The sequence below is a fragment of the Mesorhizobium sp. L-2-11 genome, from assembly GCF_016756595.1.
GTDB lineage: Bacteria > Pseudomonadota > Alphaproteobacteria > Rhizobiales > Rhizobiaceae > Mesorhizobium.
This window is the reverse complement of the sequence record NZ_AP023260.1, coordinates 85756-108419: the sequence shown is the minus strand read 5'-3', so window position 1 is coordinate 108419 and position 22664 is coordinate 85756. Positions and strand designations below refer to the sequence as shown.

General features: G+C 58.8%; 15 protein-coding genes and 12 pseudogenes. 9 read left to right on the top strand and 18 right to left on the bottom strand.

Annotated features, from left to right (window positions below; translation table 11 throughout):
* From JG739_RS34525 to JG739_RS34480, 10 genes and pseudogenes are all read right to left on the bottom strand, one after another.
* The gene (locus JG739_RS34525; protein WP_199202427.1) at nt 1–879 is read right to left on the bottom strand and encodes a GNAT family N-acetyltransferase; all 879 of its coding nucleotides are present in this window, start codon (nt 877–879) and stop codon (nt 1–3) included.
* Entirely contained in the window at nt 863–2395 is a 1533-nt protein-coding gene (locus tag JG739_RS34520; protein ID WP_199202426.1) for a radical SAM family RiPP maturation amino acid epimerase, read from the bottom strand. The genes JG739_RS34525 and JG739_RS34520 overlap by 17 nt, the downstream gene beginning before the upstream one ends.
* 149 nt (nt 2396–2544) lie before the next feature.
* Complete coding sequence (locus JG739_RS34515) at nt 2545–2934, bottom strand: Nif11-like leader peptide family natural product precursor (RefSeq protein WP_199202425.1); 390 nt, start codon at nt 2932–2934, stop codon at nt 2545–2547.
* Nucleotides 2935–3827: 893 nt separating this feature from the next.
* On the bottom strand, nt 3828–4301 hold the full coding sequence (locus JG739_RS34510; protein ID WP_199202424.1) for a hypothetical protein: 474 nt from the start codon (nt 4299–4301) through the stop codon (nt 3828–3830).
* 239 nt (nt 4302–4540) lie between these two features.
* Nucleotides 4541–5037: pseudogene (locus tag JG739_RS35935) on the bottom strand (IS5/IS1182 family transposase); the annotation flags it as partial.
* A 34-nt stretch (nt 5038–5071) separates the two neighbouring features.
* The gene (locus tag JG739_RS34500) at nt 5072–5245 is read right to left on the bottom strand and encodes a hypothetical protein (protein ID WP_199202423.1); all 174 of its coding nucleotides are present in this window, start codon (nt 5243–5245) and stop codon (nt 5072–5074) included.
* Nucleotides 5246–5316: 71 nt separating this feature from the next.
* On the bottom strand, nt 5317–6717 hold the full coding sequence (locus JG739_RS34495; protein ID WP_199202422.1) for a hypothetical protein: 1401 nt from the start codon (nt 6715–6717) through the stop codon (nt 5317–5319).
* Between the two features lie 50 nt (nt 6718–6767).
* Complete coding sequence (locus tag JG739_RS34490) at nt 6768–8939, bottom strand: S46 family peptidase (protein ID WP_244750047.1); 2172 nt, start codon at nt 8937–8939, stop codon at nt 6768–6770.
* A gap of 394 nt (nt 8940–9333) precedes the next feature.
* A pseudogene (locus JG739_RS34485) lies at nt 9334–9940 on the bottom strand (IS6 family transposase); the annotation flags it as partial.
* A gap of 260 nt (nt 9941–10200) precedes the next feature.
* Nucleotides 10201–10458, bottom strand: coding sequence for a hypothetical protein (locus tag JG739_RS34480; RefSeq protein ID WP_199202421.1), 258 nt, complete (start codon nt 10456–10458; stop codon nt 10201–10203).
* 951 nt (nt 10459–11409) lie between these two features.
* On the opposite strand from JG739_RS34480, the pseudogene JG739_RS34475 reads away from it, so the two are divergent.
* Nucleotides 11410–12751, top strand: a pseudogene (locus JG739_RS34475) (IS1380 family transposase).
* A 154-nt stretch (nt 12752–12905) separates the two neighbouring features.
* Here JG739_RS34475 and JG739_RS34470 read toward each other — a convergent pair.
* The 3 genes and pseudogenes from JG739_RS34470 to JG739_RS35930 form a co-directional block, all read right to left on the bottom strand.
* Nucleotides 12906–13139, bottom strand: a pseudogene (locus JG739_RS34470) (IS630 family transposase); the annotation flags it as partial.
* A 196-nt stretch (nt 13140–13335) separates the two neighbouring features.
* Nucleotides 13336–13803 carry an avidin/streptavidin family protein gene (locus tag JG739_RS34465; protein WP_199202419.1) on the bottom strand — a complete coding sequence of 156 codons (468 nt, stop codon included), beginning with the start codon at nt 13801–13803 and terminating at the stop codon, nt 13336–13338.
* A 292-nt stretch (nt 13804–14095) separates the two neighbouring features.
* Nucleotides 14096–14234, bottom strand: a pseudogene (locus tag JG739_RS35930) (transposase); the annotation flags it as partial.
* 67 nt (nt 14235–14301) lie between these two features.
* Here JG739_RS35930 and JG739_RS34460 point away from each other — a divergent pair.
* Nucleotides 14302–15091: pseudogene (locus JG739_RS34460) on the top strand (IS6 family transposase).
* Nucleotides 15092–15095: 4 nt separating this feature from the next.
* On the opposite strand, the gene JG739_RS36605 reads toward JG739_RS34460, so the two are convergent.
* Complete coding sequence (locus tag JG739_RS36605) at nt 15096–15332, bottom strand: ribbon-helix-helix domain-containing protein (protein ID WP_353622456.1); 237 nt, start codon at nt 15330–15332, stop codon at nt 15096–15098.
* Nucleotides 15333–15570: 238 nt separating this feature from the next.
* Here JG739_RS36605 and JG739_RS34455 point away from each other — a divergent pair, with 238 nt between their 5' ends.
* Both JG739_RS34455 and JG739_RS34450 read left to right on the top strand, forming a co-directional pair.
* Complete coding sequence (locus JG739_RS34455) at nt 15571–15798, top strand: hypothetical protein (RefSeq protein ID WP_199202418.1); 228 nt, start codon at nt 15571–15573, stop codon at nt 15796–15798.
* A 114-nt stretch (nt 15799–15912) separates the two neighbouring features.
* Nucleotides 15913–16269, top strand: coding sequence for a hypothetical protein (locus JG739_RS34450; RefSeq protein WP_202367939.1), 357 nt, complete (start codon nt 15913–15915; stop codon nt 16267–16269).
* 47 nt (nt 16270–16316) lie between these two features.
* Here JG739_RS34450 and JG739_RS35925 read toward each other — a convergent pair.
* Nucleotides 16317–16475, bottom strand: a pseudogene (locus JG739_RS35925) (IS30 family transposase); the annotation flags it as partial.
* Between the two features lie 23 nt (nt 16476–16498).
* On the opposite strand from JG739_RS35925, the pseudogene JG739_RS34445 reads away from it, so the two are divergent.
* From JG739_RS34445 to JG739_RS34425, 5 pseudogenes are all read left to right on the top strand, one after another.
* Nucleotides 16499–16642: pseudogene (locus JG739_RS34445) on the top strand (IS110 family transposase); the annotation flags it as partial.
* A 256-nt stretch (nt 16643–16898) separates the two neighbouring features.
* Nucleotides 16899–17066: pseudogene (locus tag JG739_RS34440) on the top strand (DUF736 domain-containing protein); the annotation flags it as partial.
* A pseudogene (locus JG739_RS34435) lies at nt 17066–17557 on the top strand (IS630 family transposase); the annotation flags it as partial. The pseudogenes JG739_RS34440 and JG739_RS34435, both read left to right, overlap by 1 nt.
* Nucleotides 17558–17995: 438 nt before the next feature.
* Nucleotides 17996–19680: pseudogene (locus tag JG739_RS34430) on the top strand (FAD-dependent oxidoreductase).
* Nucleotides 19681–19893: 213 nt separating this feature from the next.
* Nucleotides 19894–20136: pseudogene (locus tag JG739_RS34425) on the top strand (DDE-type integrase/transposase/recombinase); the annotation flags it as partial.
* Nucleotides 20137–20579: 443 nt separating this feature from the next.
* Here the strand turns inward: JG739_RS34425 and JG739_RS34420 are convergent.
* The 3 genes from JG739_RS34420 to JG739_RS34410 form a co-directional block, all read right to left on the bottom strand.
* Nucleotides 20580–20930 (bottom strand): c-type cytochrome, encoded by a 351-nt coding sequence (locus JG739_RS34420; protein ID WP_244750066.1) that lies wholly within the window; start codon nt 20928–20930, stop codon nt 20580–20582.
* A gap of 513 nt (nt 20931–21443) precedes the next feature.
* Entirely contained in the window at nt 21444–21803 is a 360-nt protein-coding gene (locus JG739_RS34415; protein ID WP_199202415.1) for a transposase, read from the bottom strand.
* Nucleotides 21804–21933: 130 nt separating this feature from the next.
* A complete protein-coding gene (locus JG739_RS34410) occupies nt 21934–22401 on the bottom strand; it encodes a transposase (RefSeq protein WP_199202414.1) in 468 nt (155 codons plus the stop codon).
* Nucleotides 22402–22664 lie beyond the last annotated feature (263 nt).

Below are 22664 nucleotides of genomic sequence, written 5' to 3'. Positions count from 1 at the left end.
TCATGCCACTCTTTTCATGGTGATGCAGGCATAGGCGAGGCCGCTTAGCCACGGTCTCATGCGCCGGAGTGCAAAGCGAGCCATGCGTGGCTCCGTGACCGGAACCGTGAACATGATGTTGACCAGTTCGGGAAAAGCGCGCTGGCGGCGCGTTACTTCGAGCCACAGCGGCCGCACCAAGGCCATTGCCTGGAGACTGGGATGGATGAACGAGCAGGTCCAGCGCAAAGTGCTGGTGTCGAGCCGGTGGGTGATCGCCCAGCCACGCACCGTTCCGCCGTCGGCATCAACGAGCGCCAAGCTCGTGTGCGGGTCACTATCCTCCTCGTAGATGAACGGATTGACGTCGTCATTCACGCCGGCTTCGTCGAAATCCCGGATCATCGTTCGCTGGTCGGCGCCGATCGACCGCCAGCCAACGATGCGGTAGCGGGCCGGCAGGCGCGCCTCGACAAGCCACGGTGTCTCGAACGCCAGCGGCACGGTTGTGTGGCAGACCAGTTTGTTGACTACGGGTCGGGTCCAGCCGTTCTTCACGAAAAAGCATGCGGCGTCCTGATTGTGCTCGCCGACGCGCAGGAAATGAATGCCTAGCCTGAAGCCGAGACGGCGGAACTCCCCTTCGATCGCGTCCAGCATGGAACTGCCAAAGCCCATTCCGCGGAGCATAGGCAGGACGTAGACTGAAAGGAGTTCGAACTGCCCGGAAGGGCCTGGCACGGCCAGGGCAAGGCCTGCGGTCACGTCGGTTGTGCGCGCCGCGACGCCGCGGACCGTGGATGCGAAACGGCTCGTCACCACGCGCCACACTGCCGGATAGGTAAGATGCCGTACCTCCTTTAGGCTGACGTAGTCCAGTATCTCAAGGCGAGTCGGCATGGTCGACGCCCGTGCGGGAGGCCGCGTCTTTGGCCGCTTCGATGCGGCTCGTTATCCCCTCGCTGGTCTGCCAGGCAAAGCGGTCGTCGAGGTCCTCTTCGATCACCCCCGCCGTGTACAACTGGTCTAGCAGATCGGCGACTGCAAGGGCGCTCGCTCCGTCAGCTATGACGCGCACAGCCAACTCCGACGCTGTGCAGTCGCCGCACGCGATCAGATCGCCAACGGAGATCGGAGCGACGTCGTCGAGTATCCGGTGTTCAATGTTGCGTGAGCGGAGGTGGAAGTGCGGGTTCCCGGCCTCGTAGTGCAGGTCTCCGCGGAAGCGGATCGGCAGGTTGGGAGGTGGGCTCTCGAGCATATGCTCGTCGATGATGCTCTGGAGCCCGTCACGGAACTCGTCGGGCGTCCTGAAGAAACGCTCATCCAGGATGCGGTAGCCGAGAGGCCAGCGTTTGCTCCCTGGTACCGGCGTCACCAATTGTACTCGTCCCCGCGGCATGTTTACGAGGAAGCCGGAAACGCAGGCGATCGTCGTGTGATCGCGATCCAGCAACGCGATTGCATCGTCGTTGTTGGCTGCCCTGAGTTTCTCCTTCCGCGCGAGTGCGCGCCCAGCGAAAGCTTTTGCGGTCAGCGCCTCCTTGCCCTGCAGGATAAGTTCGACCCCCATCAGGTCCTCGGGCGAAAACGCCGCGTGAATCTGATTGAGATGGTTCGTGCTTAGCACGGAGAAACGGTTCGTCACGTCCCCGCAGCGTTTGAACAGTTCGAGCACGCGCCTGGTGAGTGCCTGATCCTTGAGCGGGGAGGCCGTCGTCGTTTGTGGCAATGCGCCTGTGATTTGATAGTAGTCGAACAGAAAGCGGTCGTAGTCCGGGTTGTCGATCGGATCTGTGGCCCAATAGCAGAAGCCCGTGCGGGCTGCGGAACCAAACATCTCGGTCGCAACACCGACCACGCCGCGCCAAAAATCCGCATGCTCCTCGCTATATTCATAATAACCCTTGAAACGGTCCGCCGAGAGGCCACAGAACCAGCAACCGACGGTGCAGCCTTCGCTGAGCTCGAAAGCGATGACGGGGTGCGTAATCGACGGCGCCGATCCTCCCAATTCGCCGTTGCAGCGCCGGATTTGGCGCGCACGCCAGGTATGAAAGCGAGGGTTGATCATCGACATTTCGCCTTGGTCGCGCAGGAGGTCGCGATGGCGCATCATCTCGCGCATATACTCGTCCCACATCACAGCCAGCGGCCACGATGCACACTCCGGCTTGAAGCGGTATTTCAGGTGGCTACTGCGCCAGAGCGGCAGCATCTCCATCGGGTCAACTTCGATGCCGTAGCGCTCGCTTACCGTTCGAGGGATGTCAACATTCTCTAAAAGCGCGCTGCGGAACGCCTCGTCACCGACCAGGCGTTCCATGAAGCGCTTGATATGCGCCAACGTGCGAAGCTGTCCGGGGGTGCGTCGGTCAAAGATCTGTCGGTAGTGTTCGGTAGCAGCGTGTGTCATGAGATTACGGGCGGGCCTTTTGAAGCCGCGTTTTCGCAGGCCAGCTGCCAAAGGATCCCATGATCTCTCCGACGAGTGGCCTGATTTTGAGTTTTCTTCACACATACTCGTCGAGTATGGGTGGATGCGCCACACTTGAACGCGCGTGGTCATATCAGGACCGCAGCGACGACTACAACGGCTTCGGCTGCCGCAGTGACAGTCGTCGCTACCTCCGCTGTCGAAGTGACAGTCGTAGCTACCTCCACTGCCTCCACAGCGGAGGTAGCGACGACTGTGGTCTGCACAACTTTGGTCGAGGTCGCAACGCTCGAATGATGCTTGCCGCCGACGATCGCATCGAGCTGCTTATCGGTCAACTCGCGTGGGCTTCGCGATTGAATGTAACTCTTAGCCTCATCGAGTGTGAAATTGTAGCCGTGGTTCTTTCCGACCGCCACAACCGATGCGAGACCCGTAGCATACGGTTTTACCTTTTCGAGCAGACTGTCGTCTTTCGCCAGATCGTCGACGAATCGCTCTACCTCAGCTTGCGACATAGTTAATCTCCCTTCGGCACGTTACGCCCGCAGCCCTTCAGCCCAACTCTTCAGTCGCGCCGATCAATTCGGCACTTCTGGGCCAATTGCCTTCGTCATCTCCGTTGGTTGTGGAGAAACCCTTCACAACGGCAAAATTGACCAAGCAAGTGACGTACCAATCTCAGGACGTAGCTGCGCGCTGATACCCAATTCGGGCGGGCGCACCTTTGCGTCGCGCTTCTTTTTTCTTTTTTTCAATGAGGGCTGCGCACCGTTTCGCATTTAGTGCGTCTGTTTGATAGGCGACAATTTGGGCCTATAACGACAGTATTGTTGCTCGGGATCGAGACACCATGTTGCCGGCACCGCTCGGTACGTCGTTTTACGTCAGCGAAATACCCGCCTGAGAGGGCATTGGAAAATTAAACCTGCCACCAGCCTGTTGCCGCACATTTATGGGTTGACGCAGAGCCTATCGCCGCTGAGATCGAGCGCAGCCTTCTGACAGATCAGGTCGAGTTGAAGCTGCACAAGAATTGAGAATCGGCATCTATGGCCTTGTCACACGTATCGACGACCATCCGCCTCAATACCCACGCACCTAATTCCCGCGCGCCGCATGATCCCAAAAAACTTGGAAGCCAAGAATCCGCCGGACTGCGTCTGTTTCGACCCCGACGCCGAGGCGCGGAGGTGTGAAATACCAGCGGGGAAGGTCGTCGCGATCAGCGCTGTATACGTCAGTGTGGGAGAAAGCCCCGAGGTAAATCCATGGGGAATGGTCGGTGCTTCATCTTCGCCAAGTGAAACAAACGCCGTCCGTGCGCAATGTTCTCAAGGGCGGATTGTAAAGTAGTACGCGTCTGCGCCGCCGCTGACTGCGGCGCTAACGCAGCGTGGCCATGGCTCGCCTATGCTTTTGCCAGGATGGCCTCTTCCTTCTGTTGCATCGAAATTGTCGTGCTGTAATACGGCCAAATGTAAGGTCCACCCGCACCTTGATTCAGATCTTGATTGATTGCCTCATACCCGGCGATAGCTGGCTGTGTGGATTGATTGGTTACAAGCAGTTGGAGGGCTGTGATGGGCTTCTTGCTTGATTCGCCGTTTTTCCAGATCATGTAAATGTATTTCCCGCCTGCTCCTTGTTTGAGGTCTTGGCCAGTCCATTGCCAACCAGAGGGCGGATTCGATTGCGCTCCGTCGTACGCAACGAAGTTGATCGATGTCACAGGATTGCTGTCACCCAGGATATAGCCAATGTAGATGTACTTCCCGCCCACGCCTGTATTCGTGTCGGTGGTCAGAAAATCCCAAGGCGGCTGGTATTTGGGGCCGGCGCTGTCGTCGACCTGGTTTGTCAACTGCTGAATCGGTGTGGTCATTTTGGCGCTCCATTTTGTGCCAGAGTTTTCACTCCTCCGCCAGAGCATCACTAGATCTTGGGTTCGCCCAAGAGCGTAAGAGCGACTGTCAATCAGCAAATCTCGCGCCAATCGAAACTTTGATGCCGGGACAACGCGGTAACTCTGAGCGTGGCGTGTCTCGTTTCGGACACACTGTCGAATATCCGACAGTAGGGGCCTTGTTACCCGATCGATACGCGGTGCTCTAATCTCCTAGACTAGGAGTTCTGCGAGGGTGACGCACCGAGATACTTCCTAGCGGTTTTCTCGAAGCGGGGAAGGGAGTTGCGAAGCGTCGGAACTGTTTGGCCTTAGCGAAGTAACATTCGATCAGGTGGCGTAGGGGTGCTTGTTGATAGGGTATTTTTGAGCAGGAGACGGGTTGTGTGGCGATGACCGCCACGGCGTCTTTTTCCGCGATCACTTAGCGTGCAGGCGATCTGCGTCATTGGCAGTATCGACCATAACGACTTTGGCGGGCAAGCCGTCGCTCAGGGCATGGGCCTGCAGGCAATCACCCTGTGGCCGGCGGTCAAGGTGAAGCGCACCGGGCAGCCAGACCTCTGAAGGCCATATGTACATCGGTGGGGCCGCCGCGGGAATGGCCAAGGGCGTGATCCTCAGCCCCTTTTAGCGCCCGAAGCATATTGATGGCGAGGATGATCGTGGAATCTATCATCTACTCGAAGTCCGGGTCGTCCGACATCGACGCAAAGGGATCTATCGAACCAAGCGTCAGATTTTAGGCGCTAGAACGCGCTAAACTTGGCGCGCCTTACGATCGGCAGCCCGTTCTCTGTCTTGCCGACAATCAGATGGGTGGCCCCAGGAGGCAAAGAGCCGTCGGGATTGGCCTCTAGGGCTTCGCCCCGTTCGATCAAACCCCGCACGAACGCCGCTTTGTCGGCGTCGTCCGGGACCATTACACCAGCCTCCCTTTTGGATGGCACCTTCGCTCTCCTTAATCAACTTCCATATCATATTGTCCATCTTATCATTGGCATCCGCAGTCGCAATCGAATAGCAGCCTAGCCAAGCGCGCGCCCCCGGGGGTCTTCACCAGCCGATGTGACTTTAGCCTATGTCCGTGGTCCAGCCGAGCCTCGGGCAAGACCACCTCGCCATAGTCCACACGACCTCGGCTAAATAGATCGTCGACGAACACCTGAGCCGCGGTCTCTGCACCCAGAGGCTGTATCGACGACAAGTCGCCGGCGGCGCTTAATGCGACGAAACGGCAACTCTGTGATGGCGTCTTGACGAAGAGCACCCCGCTAATGCCGTAGTGGTCTGCGGGCAACGCTATCTCGGCCAGCTCTTCCTGCGCGGCAGCAGGCGCACCGACAATCGGCGGGACAGAGGCAATGCTTGCTGCGGAGTGCAGAGAAAGGATCAAACGACGCACGTAGATTGCTTTGATGATCGGCGGGTATCTGGCATCCACCGAGCCAGCTGCGATCACCATATTCGCGGCAACTTGGGCGTACCAGTTGGACACCACCGGCGAAGCTTTGATCGCGCTAATGAGAATGCCAGCCAGATCGCTTGCAACTGATAGCAATTCAGCCTCCGTCGGCATCGCCGGATTTTGCGACTTGGCAGAAAGGGCCGCACCCAGCGATTCGAAGAACGCGCCTGTAAAAACTCGCGAGAACGAGTGCGGCTCGGAGGAAAGGTGTTCTGCCGGAGCGGAGTTGGGGATGGTCGTCGGGTCTAGGTACGCGAAGGAATTCACTGCATTCCGCAGGCAGTCCGCGTCTACAGCGTCCGGACGCTGCGCGCGGATGGCCGCGCCGAGCTGCTCAGCGAGGCGAGAAAGCCGCGAGTTCCTGTACAGACGGCCGCCTGTATCCTGCAGTATGCCGGTGCGGAGCGACGGTAGCTGGATAGCCGACAAGATGGCGCTGATGTCTGCGAAAGATTCATGGAATGCCGCGACTTCCTGGCTGCCTACGTCCCACAACTCCGGCTTGAAGGAGTCCAACACCGCGTGTCCCATCTCGTGGCAAACCACATCCGGACTCTCTCCCGAATAGACGGTGCCTGTTGGAGAGGGGTCGTAGAAGAAGTTAAGTGCCGTACGATCATAATAGGCGTTGAGACCGACTTCTTCGTCTAGGATGACCTTTAGGGTCGCGCCGACCCGCCACTTCGTCAGCGGAACGCGCGCGGACCAGAAATCTGCGCCTCGTCGCAACGCTTCCGCTGCAGTCCAATACCTGAAATCGGCCGCTCCGGGAGGGTATACGCTTGGCTCCGGAGCAGGCTTGGGAAACCGAAAGGCAAGAGGCTTCTTGGAAAGGTCTGGAATGGGTCGGCTAACAAGCACCCCCGATCCGGGGTCGTCCTCCCATACGGAAACCGAATTGCTCCCTCCCGCATCGGCTGTCTTCACCGAACCTGTAGCCCGCGCCACTGTGTTAACAACGTTTTCTATTTATCCGCTCAGGAGCGCGGCGCCCGCCGCACTCCCATTTCCTTGAGCAACCGGCCCGCGCCGTCGATCTTGTCCATGGTCCAGATCATGAAGCGACTGTCGACATGGATGCTGCGATTGCGGTCCGCGTCGGGGGCCCAGTCCGAGATCACCCCCTCAAGCGTGCCGTCGAACGCGAGACCCACGAACTCGCCACGCCCGTTCAGCGTCGCCGAGCCGCTGTTGCCGTTGGTGATGTCGACCGTGGACATGAAGTCGACCGGCAACGTGCCCAGCGCTGGCGCGACATAGGGGCCATAATCCTTGACCCGAATCGCGGCAACCACCCCATCCGGCGCATCGAACTCGCCCCTGCCAGTGTGCTTGGCCAGAAGTCCCTCGGCCGTGGTGAAGGGCGTCCAAATCTGCCCGTCACGCGTTCGCCCTGTCACCTTGCCCCAGGTGAGGCGCAGCGATCCATTCGCGTCAGGATACACGGGCTGGTCGATTGCCTGCCGATAGGCTCGCAGGCCCTGCATATAGGTCGCGCGGGGCGCCTGCGTGCGGCCGGCGCGGTCTTTCTTCGCCCGCTCCGCAGCTATGTCGCCGGGATAGAGCGCGACCGCCAGCTTAATGAAAGGATCATCCGACGCCTCGAAGGCAGTAGCCGGCTTGCCGAGCCAGCCGAGCCGCGTGGCCGTGTCGGCGAGTTTGGTCTCTGCATAAACTCGGTCAAGGCCAATTTGGTCCAAAGCGGTCTCGAACGCAGTATCGCGATCCTTTGCGTCTAGCCGACGATACTCATCGAGCGCGGCCTCGAACAGCTTGCGATCGATGTCGGGCAGATAGCGGAGTTCGATCTGCGTCAGTTGATCGAGGGTCTCGTTACGGTCACGATCTTGAAAGCCGCTTTCACGGTCTTCATCGGGCTTCTCGTGTTCCTTCGCCCAGCGATAGAGAGTGCGCGCGGACGAGAGGATTTGCGCGCGGTTCAGCAGCGCCTGCCGCAGCCCCTTGAGCGAGGCACGGCTATTCTCGGCCACCATGGCGTCCAGTTCGCGGATTGCTGCGCCATAGCGCGCCTGCCGCGCGGGATCGTCTGCGACCCAGTCGCAAAAAGCTTTCTCCTCGATGGCCTTGCGCGCGTCGAGCCCGATTGCGTCGGCGCCGGCAAGATCGCCCGCCAGCTTCTTCTTGTAGTTTTCAACGCCTCGCAGGATGGCGGCGTAGCGGATCTGCGCTTCGCGATTACCTGCCGTGGCTTGGTTGATCTGGGCCGCATAATCCGACAACAAACGCTGCAGCAGCGGTTCATAGTCCGCGAAGCTGAACCGGACTTCATCCGCGGTGAGGAACCGATTGGTTGCTCCGGGAAAGCCGGCGACCATCACGAAATCGCCTTCTTGCACACCTTTTGAGGCGATGCGCAGCCAGCTCTTCGGCCCGTAGGGGACATTGTCGCGCGCGTAAGGCCGGGAGGAGCCGTCAGGAGCGACATAGGCGCGATAAAAGCCGAAGTCGCCTGTGTGGCGCGGCCACATCCAATTGTCCGTTTCACCGCCGAAGTTACCGATGCCGAGCGCGGGCGCATACACGAGGCGCACGTCCTGTATTTCGAGCTTCTGTTGGAGATAGTAGGAGGCGCCGCCATAATAGGACCCTACGTCGCAGCGGCGATTGGGCTGTCCTTCACATGCGGCGATCAGCGCCTTGCGGTTCGTGTCGAGCTGCTGATAGCGGGCAAAGCCGTTCAGCTTGTCCGAGACGCCCTTTAGCATGTCGGCGGTTACATCCCGGATATCCTCGATCACATAGATGCGGCTGCCGGGCTCTGCGGGCAATTCGTCACCCAGGCTCTTCGCCAGAAAGCCGTTTGTCAGATAGTCCTGTCCCTCCTTGCTGTTGTACTGGATGGATCCGAACACGCAGTGATGGTTGGTTGCGACCAGCCCTTGTGGACTGACGAATGAGGCGGAACATCCGCCCAGTGATACGATCGCGTTGAGTGGACCAGTGTCCAGACGGCGCAACTGGGCGGGATCGAGTTGGAGCCCATCCTCGCGCATGGCCGCGCCCACTTCCGCAATCTGCCCCGGCATCCACATACCTTCGTGCGCCGATGTAGCGCTGACCTTCCAGAGCAAGGCGATGGCAGTTGCTTGGGCCAAACATTTCAAATGCGCATTCATTTTCGAGTTCATGCTGATCTCACTTTCATCCTGCTTCCTGTTCTACGCAGACAGGCTCGATGGCTATCGGGATGGCCGGCGTGCGCCAGCGCCCGCGCGGCCGCCACCCCTTGAAGACTGATGGACCGTTAACGCAAAGCATCCGTAAGACGCTCACCTCATTGTATCGGTTGCGTGCAACGTTTGCGGATCATCTGCAGCACTAATCATGCCAAAGGAATGAAGTCTTGAATTACAATGTGTTGAGCAGACCCCATCTATGTCCGATCTTCGACATCGTCGTAAACCCGACACTGTCGTCCGCGGTAGCCATGAAGGGCCGCTCCCAACGGTTGTCGCGTAGCCAATAGTTGCGATGGCGATGTCACGTTGTCTGCAATGCGTTAAGGGCCTATGGCCGTCGATGTCAGCTGATCACAGTCACGGCTTTCCAGTCGGCGAAGGCCTTCAGGCGGAGATGCGGGTGGCGAGAGCGGCGCGTTTTGAGTGGGGTGGGACGAAGAGATTGCGCAGAGCCGAGAAGATCGAGAGGAAGCGTTGCAGTGCTCTTGGAGATCGGAAGCCCTGCATCGTCCGCTCCCGTTTTCGCAATGGCACGTGCGCATTCTCGGCGCGATTGTTGAGGCCTTTGTGGGATCGATGTTCGACGGCCGGTATCACTTGACGCTTGGCCGCTCCATAGGTGTGCAGCTTGTCAGCGACCACGCGTTTCGGCGCAGAACCTGCTTCTTCAACGGCCACCTCAGCAAGCGCTTGGCACCTTGGTGTTGCGGCGGGTCTGGACGATCTCGTCGAGGCCGTAGCCGTCCTGGCCGACGGCGCGCCACAACCAGTGTCTCTTGCCAGCGATGGTGATGACAACTCATCCATATGGCGCAAGCGGCGAGCGCAATCCGGCCCGACCTTGATGCCCACCGCGGATTGTCTCATACGAAACCACGATCCCGCGCTGCAGCAGCATTTCCGCGACCAGACGCAGGCTCAAGGGAACCCTGTAAGTAAAGCCAGACTGCATGATGATATGCCGTTCATCATGCGGCTGGCCTGCATACGCGATAGCCAGGGCGCGGGAACCGTTTAGCGCACGGCTTGTCGTCGGCCTCAGCAAATCCATGGCGCGGCGAGGAAGCGGCGGTCGTCTGCTTGATGCATGACGGAAGTCGGCGGCGCTTCACCATAGGCGAAATGCAGGAAGCAAAGGACCGCCTGCATGTGATTACGAATTGCGTCCACGATCTCGGCGTCTGAGCCGCGACCATTGCCAACCGATCCCTCAACCCGCGACATACAGCTTCAACCCAGCCTTGGAACAAGCGAACCGCGCTAACATCGTTGCAGAGGAGCCGTCCACCAGATAGCTCCACTTGTAGTCCGCGCCTTTGGTCGACATAGCGACCTGACTCTCGCCACCAGCAAGGTTGAAAAGCGTTCCTTTGTTGCAGTCGTACCTGGCCTGCGTGAACCAGATGCCTGTGTTGGCGCTGCGGCGTGAGCTGATCACGTTGACGACGCCCGCACCTTCATAGGCCACTTTTCTGGACCATGTACGTCACATCAGGCTCGCCCGTCCGATCGACGCGAGTCGGCGCTGTAACCAAACCACCGTCATATGGCGGTTCCACGACGGCACTGACGGCAGCCGTCTTCTCAACGGGCATGCTGGAACGTTTCAGCATAAGGCCGACGAATCCGATGGTGGCAAGGACAAGCAGACCAAGCACCGCGTAGAAGCCGTAGTCCGCTGGAGTTCGCCTTGGAGGTGGAGCGACAATGGCCCTGATCTGTCTTGCCCTGCCGACATTGTCAGCACGCTTTCCGAAGCCCCTGAATTCCTTAGTGTCGATCCAAACTCGACCTCCGCCCATTCCCATCTATCCTCCAATATCTCAACAGTTCCTTCATTTGCCCGTGAATTGCGTTCGGATATTCGGCGAATGCAGGGCTCATCACGCCGGCGATGCGTCCCATGCAACGATGAAGTGCATGAGGGATTGAGCGCGGGGACGATGCCGCCGCGAACGCTTTAGGATCGATGCGTTGCGCTGTCGCTCGAGTTATCCTTCACCCGTTTCAGGCGTTGCGCTGTCAGACGATCGGGTGCATTTGTGTTATTTCGGGGACGCCTGAGATCGAAACCTCGCTGGTGAAGCTCCCCTAGTCCGTCCCGCCGATCGGCTCGCGCTGCGGCGGCGGGCAGGGGCCGCCCGCCAACGACGGGACCAAAATGAGTTTTACCGACCTTTGCGGTGGGTGCTCAGTAAGGCCTTATGTCCTTGCTGGTCGCCGGGTGTGAGGTGGTTCGCCCTACAGGGGGACAGTAGAACATATCTGTTTTCAACTGAACGTTCCGATCCGCTTTAGCCCGTCTTATGCACGACGACCCGTCTGAGAGGTTGGCGGATGTAGCCTAAGCGATTGATTTGGCGTAGGATTCGGTTGTCTAAGCCAGTCCTGCCACCACGTCTCGCGAGCCACACCCGCCATGACCGACGATACGTTGCTGCCGCTCTCATTTCCAGCCGTTGGGCGCAAGAAGATCACAGCTGCGTTTGACGGCGGACGCATCGCCTCGGATGGTGGCGTCATGCTTTTGGCCGCGGCCGAGCGACGCCTGCAACTGGCCGACAGGCTGGCGGCTGCGATCCACGATCCGCGCGACCCACAGCGGGTGACGCACGCCATGGCCGACATTCTGCGCGCCCGCATCTTTGCGATCGCATGCGGCTACGAGGATGCCAACGATCTCGATCGGCTGCGCACCGATCCGGCCTTCAAGCTCGCCTGCGGGCGGCTGCCCGACAGCGGGATTGATCTGTGCTCGCAGCCGACCTGCTCGCGCCTGGAGAACCTGCCAGACCTGCGCACCGTCATCCGGCTCGGCTGGGTGCTGGTCGATCTGTGGCTGTCGAGCTATGCCGCGCCGCCCAAAAGCGTGACGCTCGACATCGACGACACTGTGGATGTCGTTCACGGCCATCAGCAGCTCTCGCTCTTCAACGCCCATTACGACGAGCGCTGCTTCCTGCCGATCCACATCTATGACGCCGCGACCGGACGTCCGGTCGCCATGATCCTGCGTCCTGGCAAGACCCCGACGGGCAAGGAGATCCGCAGCCATCTGCGCCGGCTTGTCAGGCGCATCCGCGCCCGCTGGCCGGCCACCCGCCCTGGTCCGCGGCGACGGCCACTATGGCCGGGCGGAGGTCATGGCCTGGTGCGAGAACAATGCGCTCGACTACCTCTTCGGATTGCCCGGCAACAAGGTTCTCCAGCGTCTCGTTGATGAAGCCGCCGACGATATCCGCACCCGCCGCGCGCTCGAGCAAAAGCCGGTGCTGCGCGGCTATGCCGAGACCCGATACAAGGCGAAATCCTGGAAGACGCAACGTCGCGTCTGCGCCCGCATCGAGGCAACCACCCGCGGCCTCGACATCCGCTTCGTCGTCACCAATCTCGACAAAGCCTCCGCCGAGCATGTCTACGACGTGATCTACTGCGCCCGCGGCCAGGCCGAAAACCTGATCAAGATGCACAAGAGCCAGCTTGCCTCCGACCGCACCAGCTGCCGCTCACCGATTGCCAACCAGGTGCGCCTCGTCCTGCACACCGCCGCATACTGGCTGATGCTCACCCTGCGCGAGGCGGTGCCCACAACCGATCATCTCAGCAGCGCCGAGTTCGCCACGCTGCGGCTCAGGCTCCTCAAGCTCGGCGCCCGCGTCATCGAAACCGTCTCGCGCATCCGCCTGGCCTTCGCCGCCGCCTGTCCCGAGGCCAGCCTGTTCCGACAAATCGCTCTCACGCTGCAGCCCGCAGGACCATGAGCGCCGGGGCATCAAAGCCCCGCCGAACCGACACCTTGACCCTCCAGCGCGTTCCAAAGTCCAGTCTCAGCTGCGGTGAAAAAGACGCCTCACACCTGCATGACCGAACGCTCAACGGCGCTCGAACCACAAGGCTCATGAATAGGACGGGCTAGTTCAGTGTGACGTCCTTGCGCTCCTCGATCAGCCCCACGATAAAGGCTTCATGCGCATCGAGGATGGAGGCGCGGTGGCGGCCCTGCGGGCGTGGCGCCAGTTCGCCGATCTTCGCCCGCGCGCTCCAGCGGATCGCGCTGGACACTCCCGCGCCGAACCGCGCCGCCGCTTGCCGCGCCGACACGCCCTCGTCCGAAGCCTTCAAGACCCGCGACCGAAGATTCCCGCTCAATGCTCTTCTCCTTCAAAGTAGATGTTGAATCAGCACAAAACGCATCCGTCACATGACAATCGATTCATCGATCACAGGAACGTGGTCTACAGCGACCTGGTCAGGTCAACAGAGCATCGACATCTCAGACTTTCTGCAGACGTCCGCAGTACCCTCAAACGCCGCACCAGGATTTTTGGGTTCAGCCTCGATATTGTTAGTCTTTGATTGGCGCGTCGCCTTTCTTTGGCTCGGTATATATGAACAAATCTTTACCGTTCGTGACGGCAGGACCTGATCCACCTTGATAGGCCAAATTCCATTCTGTAACGATTTGCAGTGCCCCACTGCTGCTCTTGGCTGCATAGCCTGTCCAGCCGGTCGCCGAGTGGCAGTTCTCGAGGCCGTTATTCCAGCCGACGGAAAAGGCGATGAAATTGCCGGTCACCCGCCCCGCGATCGGATATGGAGAGTTTTGGCAGCCAGTGCCCTTGGCGCGATTGACATACTGGCCCGTAACCCCACCATTTGAGTCAAGCGAGATGACCATGGTCGAGCCTTTATCGTTCGTCCACGCGCTTGATGCGCCAACCAAGCTGGAAAACTGCTCAAACGAGGCAGGCTCAAAAGCCATCGCAGAGCTGGCTAACGAAAGGCCAAGTCCGGCGAAAATAACACGAAACATACCAGTATTCCTCCTCATGGGGTCATGCATTAGTATTCAGCCAGCCCTAACACTCCACATCTGAAGCAGGCCGACCCGAGAATTAGATCACCTTACACCAAGCCACATGAACATTCCGTGATATTCTGTGACATTCTGTTGACACCAACCATATTCGCTGGCCGGATGGCTTGTGTAGCGAACGCACGAGCGATCGACTAAAAGAGTCTTGCATGCCCGACGCTGGCTTACCCATTGCCGACCGCAAGCGTGGGGCCACAGCGCATCGCGTGGCATCGGACGTCACCATTTGTCAGCATCTGCTCAGCCAGCATCTTCTTCAGCTTGGCGCTCTCCTCTTCCAAAGCCTTCAGCTAGCGCGCATCGGAAACATCCATGCCGCCGAACTTGGCCTTGTATGTGTAGAGGGCTTCCGAATTTCCATGCTTGCGGGCAGACATCGGCGGGGCATTGTCAACTTAACTCGCGTTCAGGGATTTGCGGCATAGACCCGATGTCATGAACACCGCAACCGTCAGCTACAAGCGCCATCGTTTCCCGCCGCAGATCATCGCCAATGCGGTCTGGCTCTACTACAGGTTCCCCTTGAGCCTGCGTCTCGAGGAAATGCTGCTGGATCGCGGGATCCTGTGGTTTTGTATGAGACAATCCGCCGGTGGGGCATCAAGTTCGGTCCGCAGTACGCTCGCCGCTTGCGCCGCAAGCAGCACAGCCGAAACGATGTTTGGCACCTGGACGAGGTCGTCATCACCATCGCCGGCAGGAAACACTGGTTGTGGCGCGCCGTTGACCGTTGACCAGGATGGCTATGTGCTCGACGAGATCGTCCAGAACCGCCGCAACACCAAAGCGGCCAAGCGCTTGCTGACGCGGCTGCCAACAGAAGCAAGGCGTCGCGCCGAAGCGCATGATCACCGACAAGCTGCGCTCCTATGGAGCAGCCAGGCGACAGGTGATGCCGGACGTCGAGCATCGGTCGCATAAGGGATTGAACAACCGTGCCGAGAATTCGCATGTGCCGCTGCGAAAACGGGAGCGGATTATGCAAGGCTTCCGATCACCAGGAGCACTGCAACGCTTCGTTTCGATCTTCTCGGCTCTGCGCAATCTCTTCGTCCCGCCCCGCTCAAAACGCTGCGCTCTCGCTACACATCTTCACCGCCTGCAGGCCATGGCGGAATGGAAAGCCGTGGCCATGGTCAGCGGACATCAGCGGCTGCAGGTCTCAACGCGTGTATATGCAGACAACGTGACATCCCCGGCTGGACAGTTTGGCGTGCGTGCGTAGCGCCTCACCCCTTGGTCACTCTGCGTTGCAGAGCCGCCCCACCCCGCGGTAGCGGCTTCTCGTTGGCCAATCTCGGAAGCCCGTTCTTCGATAGGAAATCATTGATCGCTTCGCCAAGGAGCGCTTGGACAGTGCTATCTCGTTCTAGCGCGAGACGCTTCAGCGCCTTCACAACCTCGGTGTCGAAATGACCGGAAATTTGGCGCCGCCCGCTTCGGGACGGAGGCTTGTTTGCGGCCATGGATCACCAAGGAAAGAAGAACTCCCGGTAGCTCTACAAAAAAGAGGAACATAAGTAACCAGAATATTGATGTGTCGACATTTCAACATTTGGAGACTTAATATTGGTGTTACACAAAAGAACTTGACGTAAACGCAGACATAAAGGAAGTTTGCGCAAGCCTTAATCAGCGGGCCGCAAACATGATGGCCGCATACCACTCACTGCGGTCAGCCGCGCGAATAAGATCGACTGGCGGATGCACGCACCACTTAGGGAGGGCGTACTCATCAAGGCCAGCGGAGCGATCGACGCCGGTTCGGAATCCCGCACGCGCGCGGCGAACGTGATCTGCTGGACGGTCGCGGCCGACGTCATGACGCAGGAAGAGCACGACGCCGGGCGCCGCAACTATAATCAAGCTTTCGGCATCGACGTCAACGACCCCGAGGTTGCCAAGGTCGCCGGCGAACCCGATCCCGTTTAGGGCGTGAAGATGGCCGCCTGATCGAACTGCCCGGAGGGGCCGAGCGGCGTTCGCCCCTCGCTCCTACCGCTTTTTCCCATGATGATGGAGTTTATGATGCTCACGAGCACGAAGATGTTTCTGATGATGACCCAAGAGGGTGACTATGGGGCGTTGGTCCGTGGCGCGGACGCGGCGTCGGCGATCGAACGCCACTATGCCGAAATGGATGCATGGTGTCCGCCGCAAGACCCAGAACTGAACGAGGAATTTGCTGTCACCCTTTATGAGATCCCCAGACACGCAGAAGGGGACGTCGCCGCCCTTGGCGACAAGCTGTCGGCCGGTGACTATACGGACGCAGCCGCCCACCTAGTCGCGCGATATCCCGACATCACCTCCATCATCGTCAACGTCATCTATACCTATGAGGAAGGGGCGAAAGCTTCAGAGCTCAAGCCTGTGCCGGACCTCTTCGAGCGCCTCCGCTAGGGCAATCGCGGCCTCGTCCATATCGATTGGGTTGTGAAACGGCCAAAAGCGCGATCGGCCGCTTCGGCGGGGCGTTGACTAATCATGATGTCCGGCGAGACAAAGCTCTTGCCTCGCCTGCGTACACGCGCCCTGGGGACCCGCAACACGCGCCCCGTTCGCAAGCAGGCCGACAGTTCGCGGCGTAGCGCTCCCCGACCCTGAACGCGAGTTAAGTTGACAACGCCCCCTGCGGACATGGGGTCTCCAGCTCCGGGAGAGGATCGGCTTCAAAAGAGCTGCCGTGGCTGTGGCGCGCAAACTGGCGGTGATAATGCATACGATGCTTAAAACCGGCGAGCTCTTTAATCCAAATGCAGGACCCACAACGTAAATCCGGATAGCGTTCAGAATCTGAACGCCTGAGGCGTCCCTGCCGGGACGTGAGCCGAGCCATTCCGCTGATGGGGTTGCACCGCTGACTCAGCAAAGTCACCGTCCACATTGAAGGCTCGTCCCGCGAAGCTCCATCATGCGGCGACCGATGTTGACCGCGAAGACAACCGTGTACCCGGCCAACGCATCTCCAAGCGCGAAGATACTTGACGTCCCCACCGCGATTAGACAACCCCATCGACAGGGCCATCGAGGAGCGCGTCTCGCGCGACACCCCGGACTTCCGCATCATCGCCGGTAACGGCGTCGAGGTCGGCGCGGGTTGGAAGGCGGTCTCCAACGACGGCGAGGAATACGTCTCGGTCAAGCTGAACGATCCAAGCTTCAACGCCCCGATCACCGCGGCCTTGTGGCCGGGTAAGCCCGTGTCGGTCAAAAGAACAAGATCACCCGCCGCTGGGCAAAGCGTGGAACGCAACCTTCGGCACCGCACGACCAGCGAACCCGATCAGCCTACATCTTCGGCGCGATCTGCCCCGAGCTCGGCAAGGCGGCAGCGCTGGCCATGCCCTGGTGTGACACATACGCCATGACCCAGCATCTGACCGAAATCTCCCGCCATGTGGCCGATGACGCGCATGCCATCCTCATCATGGATCAGGCCGGGTGGCACATGTCCAACAACCTCGTCGTGCCCACGAATATCACCATCCTGCCACTGCCGCCGAAATCACCGGAGCTCAACCCGGTCGAAAACCTCTGGCTCGTCATGCGCGAAAACTGGCTGTCGAACCGCATCTTCAAATCCTATGACGATATCGTCGCCCATTGCTGCGATGCTTGGCGCAAGCTCGAAAACCAGCCTTGGCGCATCATGTCCATCGGCCGAAGAGAATGGACAAATGGGTTCTGATCAGTGAGGAGGCGTATTATATTACATATGAAACCTAATATTAATTCACTGAGTTGGAATTGAGTGATAGAAAGAAATAGATAATATGGATCATTAGCAAGCACTAATAGAATATATCGCGCGCGAGTATTTGAAACGTGGTCGGTTGCAGGAGTGCGACTTCCCTATATGAGAGGAATGCGATGGATTTCTGCTGAGCAATCAATTCTGATCCAAATAAATATTGCGTCAATCTCCGATTAGCGAGATGCGTTTGCAGTGATTATTATTACTGAGCACAGAAGCTGGCAAGCTCTCTACTAATACCCACCGTTAATTGCGCCTCCGGTGAGCAGCAATTGTTATGCTGTGGCCGCGCGGCGTTCCAATTTAACGGGGGAGGTGTTCTGAGGGCGGCCACACTAGATCTCAAGAAATAAGCTATCACCGGAGAGCGGTATGCTGAACAATACCATCGCAAGAAATTCATTGCCGAGTATCGATCTTCTGTATGATTATGGACCGTTCTTGCGATTGAGCGAGTCTGAAGGTGGTATTGGGAGCTTTGCTCAAAACAGCCAGCGCCCGCGGGTTGGCATTGTGGGCGCCGGCATCAGTGGCTTGGTGGCGGCGACTGAACTTTTGCGCGCCGGAATAACGGACATCGTGCTATTTGAGGCGCGGGATCGTATGGGTGGGCGGGCTTGGTCACAAATCTTCGACCCGCGCGAACCGCATCTCATTGCCGAGATGGGCGCTATGCGCTTTCCTGCCAGCGCAACCTGCCTGTTCCATTATCTGGACAAATTGAGGATAGATACCGCAGCTTCCTTCCCTGATCCGGGCATCGTGGATACCGAGGTGCACTATCGAGGTGCGCGTCATTTATGGCAGGCGGCGAGTCTCCGCCGCCACTGTTTAGGCGCGTTCATCAAGGATGGCAGGCATTGATGGGCGACGGTTACGTGCACGAAGGGATTCAACTGCCCGCACCGGCGAAGATCACAACTTTGCTTCGGTCGCATCGCTTTGACCAAGCTCGTGACGCATGGCAGGCCTGGCTAGATTCGTTTCGCGACATCTCCTTCTATTCGGCCCTCGTCACCATCTTTACCGGACCGCAGCCACCAGGGCGCGTACCTTGGAAAAGGCCGGAAGATTTTGAGCTTTTCGGATCGCTGGGGATTGGATCTGGAGGCTTTTTACCTGTGTACCAAGCCGCGTTTACTGAGATACTGCGTCTTGTAATTAACGGGTACGAGGACGATCAGCGCCTGATTATGGGAGGGATCTCCCTGTTGGTGAAACGGTTGGCTGAACAGGAGCTTAACGGTGTGAGTTTGCGGCAGCGTGTCCGCTACGGTCATGTAAGCCGTATTTACAAACAAGGCGGTCAGATTCTCGTGACATGCGCAGGAGGGCAGGTCGTGCCTTTTGACCGCGTCATCGTCACTACCAGCAATCGAGCTATGGAGCTGGCCCATCGTCTCACGGCGGATGGAACCTTTCTTACTAACGAAGTTTTGCGAGCGGTCAGAGAAGCTCACCTTACCGGCTCTTCCAAGCTGTTTATGCTGACGGAAAACAAGTTCTGGTTAAAAAAGGGCTCGCCGACAACCATCTTGTCAGATGGCCTTGCCAGAGGGGTTTACTGCCTAGACTATCAGCCAGATGATCCGGATGGTAAGGGCGTGGTGCTGTTAAGTTATACATGGGAAGATGATGCTAACAAAATGCTTTCCATTCTGGACAAAAAGGAACGGTGCCAGCGTCTGGTCGATGATCTGGCCACCATTTCCCCTGATTTCGCCCGTCATCTAGTCCCGGCTAACGGTGACTATGAACGTCATGTCCTGCAGCACGATTGGCTGATGGATCCATATTCAGTAGGTGCCTTCAAGCTCAATTATCCTGGTGAAGACATCTATCCAGAACGGTTATTTTTCCAATTCGCTACCGCAAAAAGACCGGCAGAAGACACGGGCTTGTATCTCGCAGGATGTGGATGCTCCTTTACCGGCGGGTGGGTCGAGGGCGCGGTACAAACGGGCTTGAATGCCGCATGTGCTGTTATCCGCAGCAGTGGCGGCCAGCTCTTGAGCGGTAACCCTATTGATTCGATGAATTCCGCTTATCGATATTGAGAACCGGTAAATCTAGCGTTCTTTAGAAAAGGCTTCTTAAACGTTTGCAACGTCCACACTCGAGGAGATTTGCAATCAAATACTGGCCGGGAAAACTTCGGCGTTGGATATCAGGGAATCGGCACTTTAGGGCGCAAAAATCCATGGTCGACCGGTTAGGATGGGATTTCCTGCGCTGACAGGCGCGGGATGCAGTAGCATCGGTTCTGGAACCGCCGCAACACCAAAGCGGCCAAGCGCTTGCTGACGCGGCTGCTGAAGAAGCAAGGCGTCGCGCCGAAGCGCATGATCACCGACAAGCTGCGCTCCTATGGAGCAGCCAGGCGACAGGTGATGCCGGACGTCGAGCATCAGTCGCATAAGGGATTGAACAACCGTGCCGAGAATTCGCATGTGCCGCTGCGAAAACGGGAGCGGATTATGCAACGCTTCCGATCACCAGGAGCACTGCAACGTGTGTAGCGAGAGCGGAGCGTTTTGAGCGGGGCGGGACGAAGTCAACGTGACATCCCCCCTCATCCCGTTGAAACGGGACGCCCCGGAAACTCAGCGAAATGAGTCAATTGTCGGCGGCCCTTGCTGAATGCAGGCTGCCGGAAGAGGGAGCACCCTAACCAACTTTGACCTATTAAGGGCGCGGCGACGCATGGCTATATTTTGGGCAGAGCCATAGGACGCGGCCTAATGAGTACCGTCGTGGCGAAGCCAGAGCAAGCGTATTGGATGGATTCTCGTCCTGCGGTTGCTGATGGCGTGAGCACAGGCCTGCTCGACCAGCCGCGTCGGATAGCTTCGCCACTTTGCCGACAGAACAGTCGGCTTTCAAAACTGGTTTCACGGCGTGAAACACGATTGCTCCCTCCTTCGCGTTGTTCCCGAAACGCAACGGCCAAAGGTTTCTAACCTGACACACTCTTGAGATAGGCGATGACGTTTTTGACGTCCTCGGGATTCTTCAGCCCAGGGAACCCCATTTTGTTCGCCGGGACTTTCGCCTTGGGATTGGCCAAATATGCCATCAGGTTCGGCTCATCCCATACGAGGCCCGCTGCGCCCGCATCCTTCATGGCTTTCGAGTATGAATAGCCCGGGACGGTCCCAGCTGTCCGGCCTACAACGCCTTTCAAGGTTGGCCCGACCTTATTCGCGTCGGTATCAGCGCGGTGGCAGGCGGCACACTTTTTGAAGACTGTCTTTCCGGCCTCGATACCCTGAGCCCGGGCGACCGGAGGCAAGCACGCCAAAACCATTGTGGCGCCGACGAACAGATATTTCACCCGGGAATTCACCGATTGAAGATACGGCAGGCGGTCGATATGTTTATAAGGCATGATCCAATCCTCGCTTAAAGTACGTTACTCAGTAGCCGTAAAGAGGCTCGTCGACTCCCTCGGCGTAGATTTCGCCCTTGGCGTCGATGCGCAGCTCGTATTGAGGAATATTGGCCGTCGACTGGGCCCAGATCTGCTACCTTTCTATGTGAGTAGTGGCCGGGACACCTAAAGGAGTGGTCATCGGCGTTGTAGTTCCATGGGAAGCCCTTGTGCGGGCACGTGGTCCAGAATCCGACAATGTCGCGGTCCGGCCCGCGCCGTCTGGTAACTGACGTCGAGGGTTCGTTCGGCTTCAGCCTGTTCGATGGGTATTCGACGAGTGCCCGCCCCAGTGCAGACTTTGTCTGAGTCTGCGCAGGCAGTTCCACAGGTATGGCCATTCCTGCATCGGCAAACGTTCCTCCTCTTAGAAATTGACGGCGGCCGATGTCAGGCAGCTTGTTGCAGCAATTCATGCGTCCTACCCATTAGGCGAAATGTTATCGCAAATAGCTCTGCAACGCTTGTGCCAACCGGAAAAGCCGGCGATTTCATACAAAATGCGAATGGGATCCATTTCCGAGGAGTCGCAGCCAAGGCCCCGCAGACCCATATCGCAAATCGTCTCTCAGCGGTCCTCGACAGCTCGCAAAGGCTGGTCGGGTAGGCGCGCTGCACCCGCGAGAAGAAGCTTTCGACCTGGTTGGTGTTCGTGCCGCCCTCGGTCTGGTAGGCCTTGGAGTGGTTCACTCGCTTCAGCTTGTTGACGCCCGCCAGGTCGTTGTAGCTGCCATGCTCGTCGGAGATCACAGTAGCTTCGCGGGAGACGTGGTCACGGACCGCTGCCCACCGCCGTCCTCGTCGCGGATGCCGCGCGTGAATGTCTGGCCGCCACGCCTGAAGCAGTTCCAGAACATGAAGCGGCTGTGCGCCTTGGCGCTCAGGGAGCGCGGTCTCGGCCGGCGGTCGACGCGGTCTTCGGCCTTGTTCTCGGGTCGGATATGGCCGCCAGCGTATTGCCGTCGATCTCGACTTCGCCCTTGAGCACCATGTCTTCCCTGCGCCACGCGATCGCCTCGCGTAGCTTCATGAGCATCACCCAGGCGGTCTTGAACTGCACGCCGATCTCGCGCGAGAGCTGGAGTGCAGCCTTGCCCTTGACCGAGTTCACCGAGAGCCAGATGGCCATGACCATCTTCTTGAAGCTGAGCGTGCGTGACGCGAAGACCGTGCTCGACGTGACGGTGAACACGGCCTTGCAGGCCTTGTCCGAGCATTTGAAGCGGCCGCGGCTCATCGAGCACCAGCTCAGCGTGCCGCATTTCGGGCAGAACGGTTCGCCGTCAGTCTGCGGCCAGCGCATGCGCTTGAACCAGCCATAGGCCGTCGCCTCGCGGACCTTTGCCAAGGTGAGCTTCCGGCACGCGGGCGACAGCAGGAAGTGCTGCCTCTTAGACTGTTTTTCGGACGCGGCCAGAACTCAGTCCCTCCTCGGTTTGGACGGCGACTGAGCCGCGTATTTCCAAACCTCGGGACGGAAACGGGACGAGCGAAACCGCTGCGGCATGCTGCACGGCGGTCGTGACGATGGCGAATGGGATGGTCATGTTCAGGCTCCAGGTTGCAGGCATACAGGGTCCGCGGCGGCCGCCGGGCCACCGAAGAAATCAA

What these genes read in the sequence shown, in the direction of transcription:
- JG739_RS34420 (WP_244750066.1), bottom strand. Translation starts at nt 20,930, where the DNA reads ATGGTTTTGGCGTGCTTGCCTCCGGTCGCCCGGGCTCAGGGTATCGAG.
- JG739_RS36605 (WP_353622456.1), bottom strand. Translation starts at nt 15,332, where the DNA reads ATGGCCGCAAACAAGCCTCCGTCCCGAAGCGGGCGGCGCCAAATTTCC.
- JG739_RS34450 (WP_202367939.1), top strand. Translation starts at nt 15,913, where the DNA reads ATGTTTCTGATGATGACCCAAGAGGGTGACTATGGGGCGTTGGTCCGT.
- JG739_RS34515 (WP_199202425.1), bottom strand. Translation starts at nt 2,934, where the DNA reads ATGTCGCAAGCTGAGGTAGAGCGATTCGTCGACGATCTGGCGAAAGAC.
- JG739_RS34525 (WP_199202427.1), bottom strand. Translation starts at nt 879, where the DNA reads ATGCCGACTCGCCTTGAGATACTGGACTACGTCAGCCTAAAGGAGGTA.
- JG739_RS34500 (WP_199202423.1), bottom strand. Translation starts at nt 5,245, where the DNA reads ATGGTCCCGGACGACGCCGACAAAGCGGCGTTCGTGCGGGGTTTGATC.
- JG739_RS34520 (WP_199202426.1), bottom strand. Translation starts at nt 2,395, where the DNA reads ATGACACACGCTGCTACCGAACACTACCGACAGATCTTTGACCGACGC.
- JG739_RS34490 (WP_244750047.1), bottom strand. Translation starts at nt 8,939, where the DNA reads ATGAACTCGAAAATGAATGCGCATTTGAAATGTTTGGCCCAAGCAACT.
- JG739_RS34455 (WP_199202418.1), top strand. Translation starts at nt 15,571, where the DNA reads ATGCACGCACCACTTAGGGAGGGCGTACTCATCAAGGCCAGCGGAGCG.
- JG739_RS34510 (WP_199202424.1), bottom strand. Translation starts at nt 4,301, where the DNA reads ATGACCACACCGATTCAGCAGTTGACAAACCAGGTCGACGACAGCGCC.
- JG739_RS34465 (WP_199202419.1), bottom strand. Translation starts at nt 13,803, where the DNA reads ATGTTTCGTGTTATTTTCGCCGGACTTGGCCTTTCGTTAGCCAGCTCT.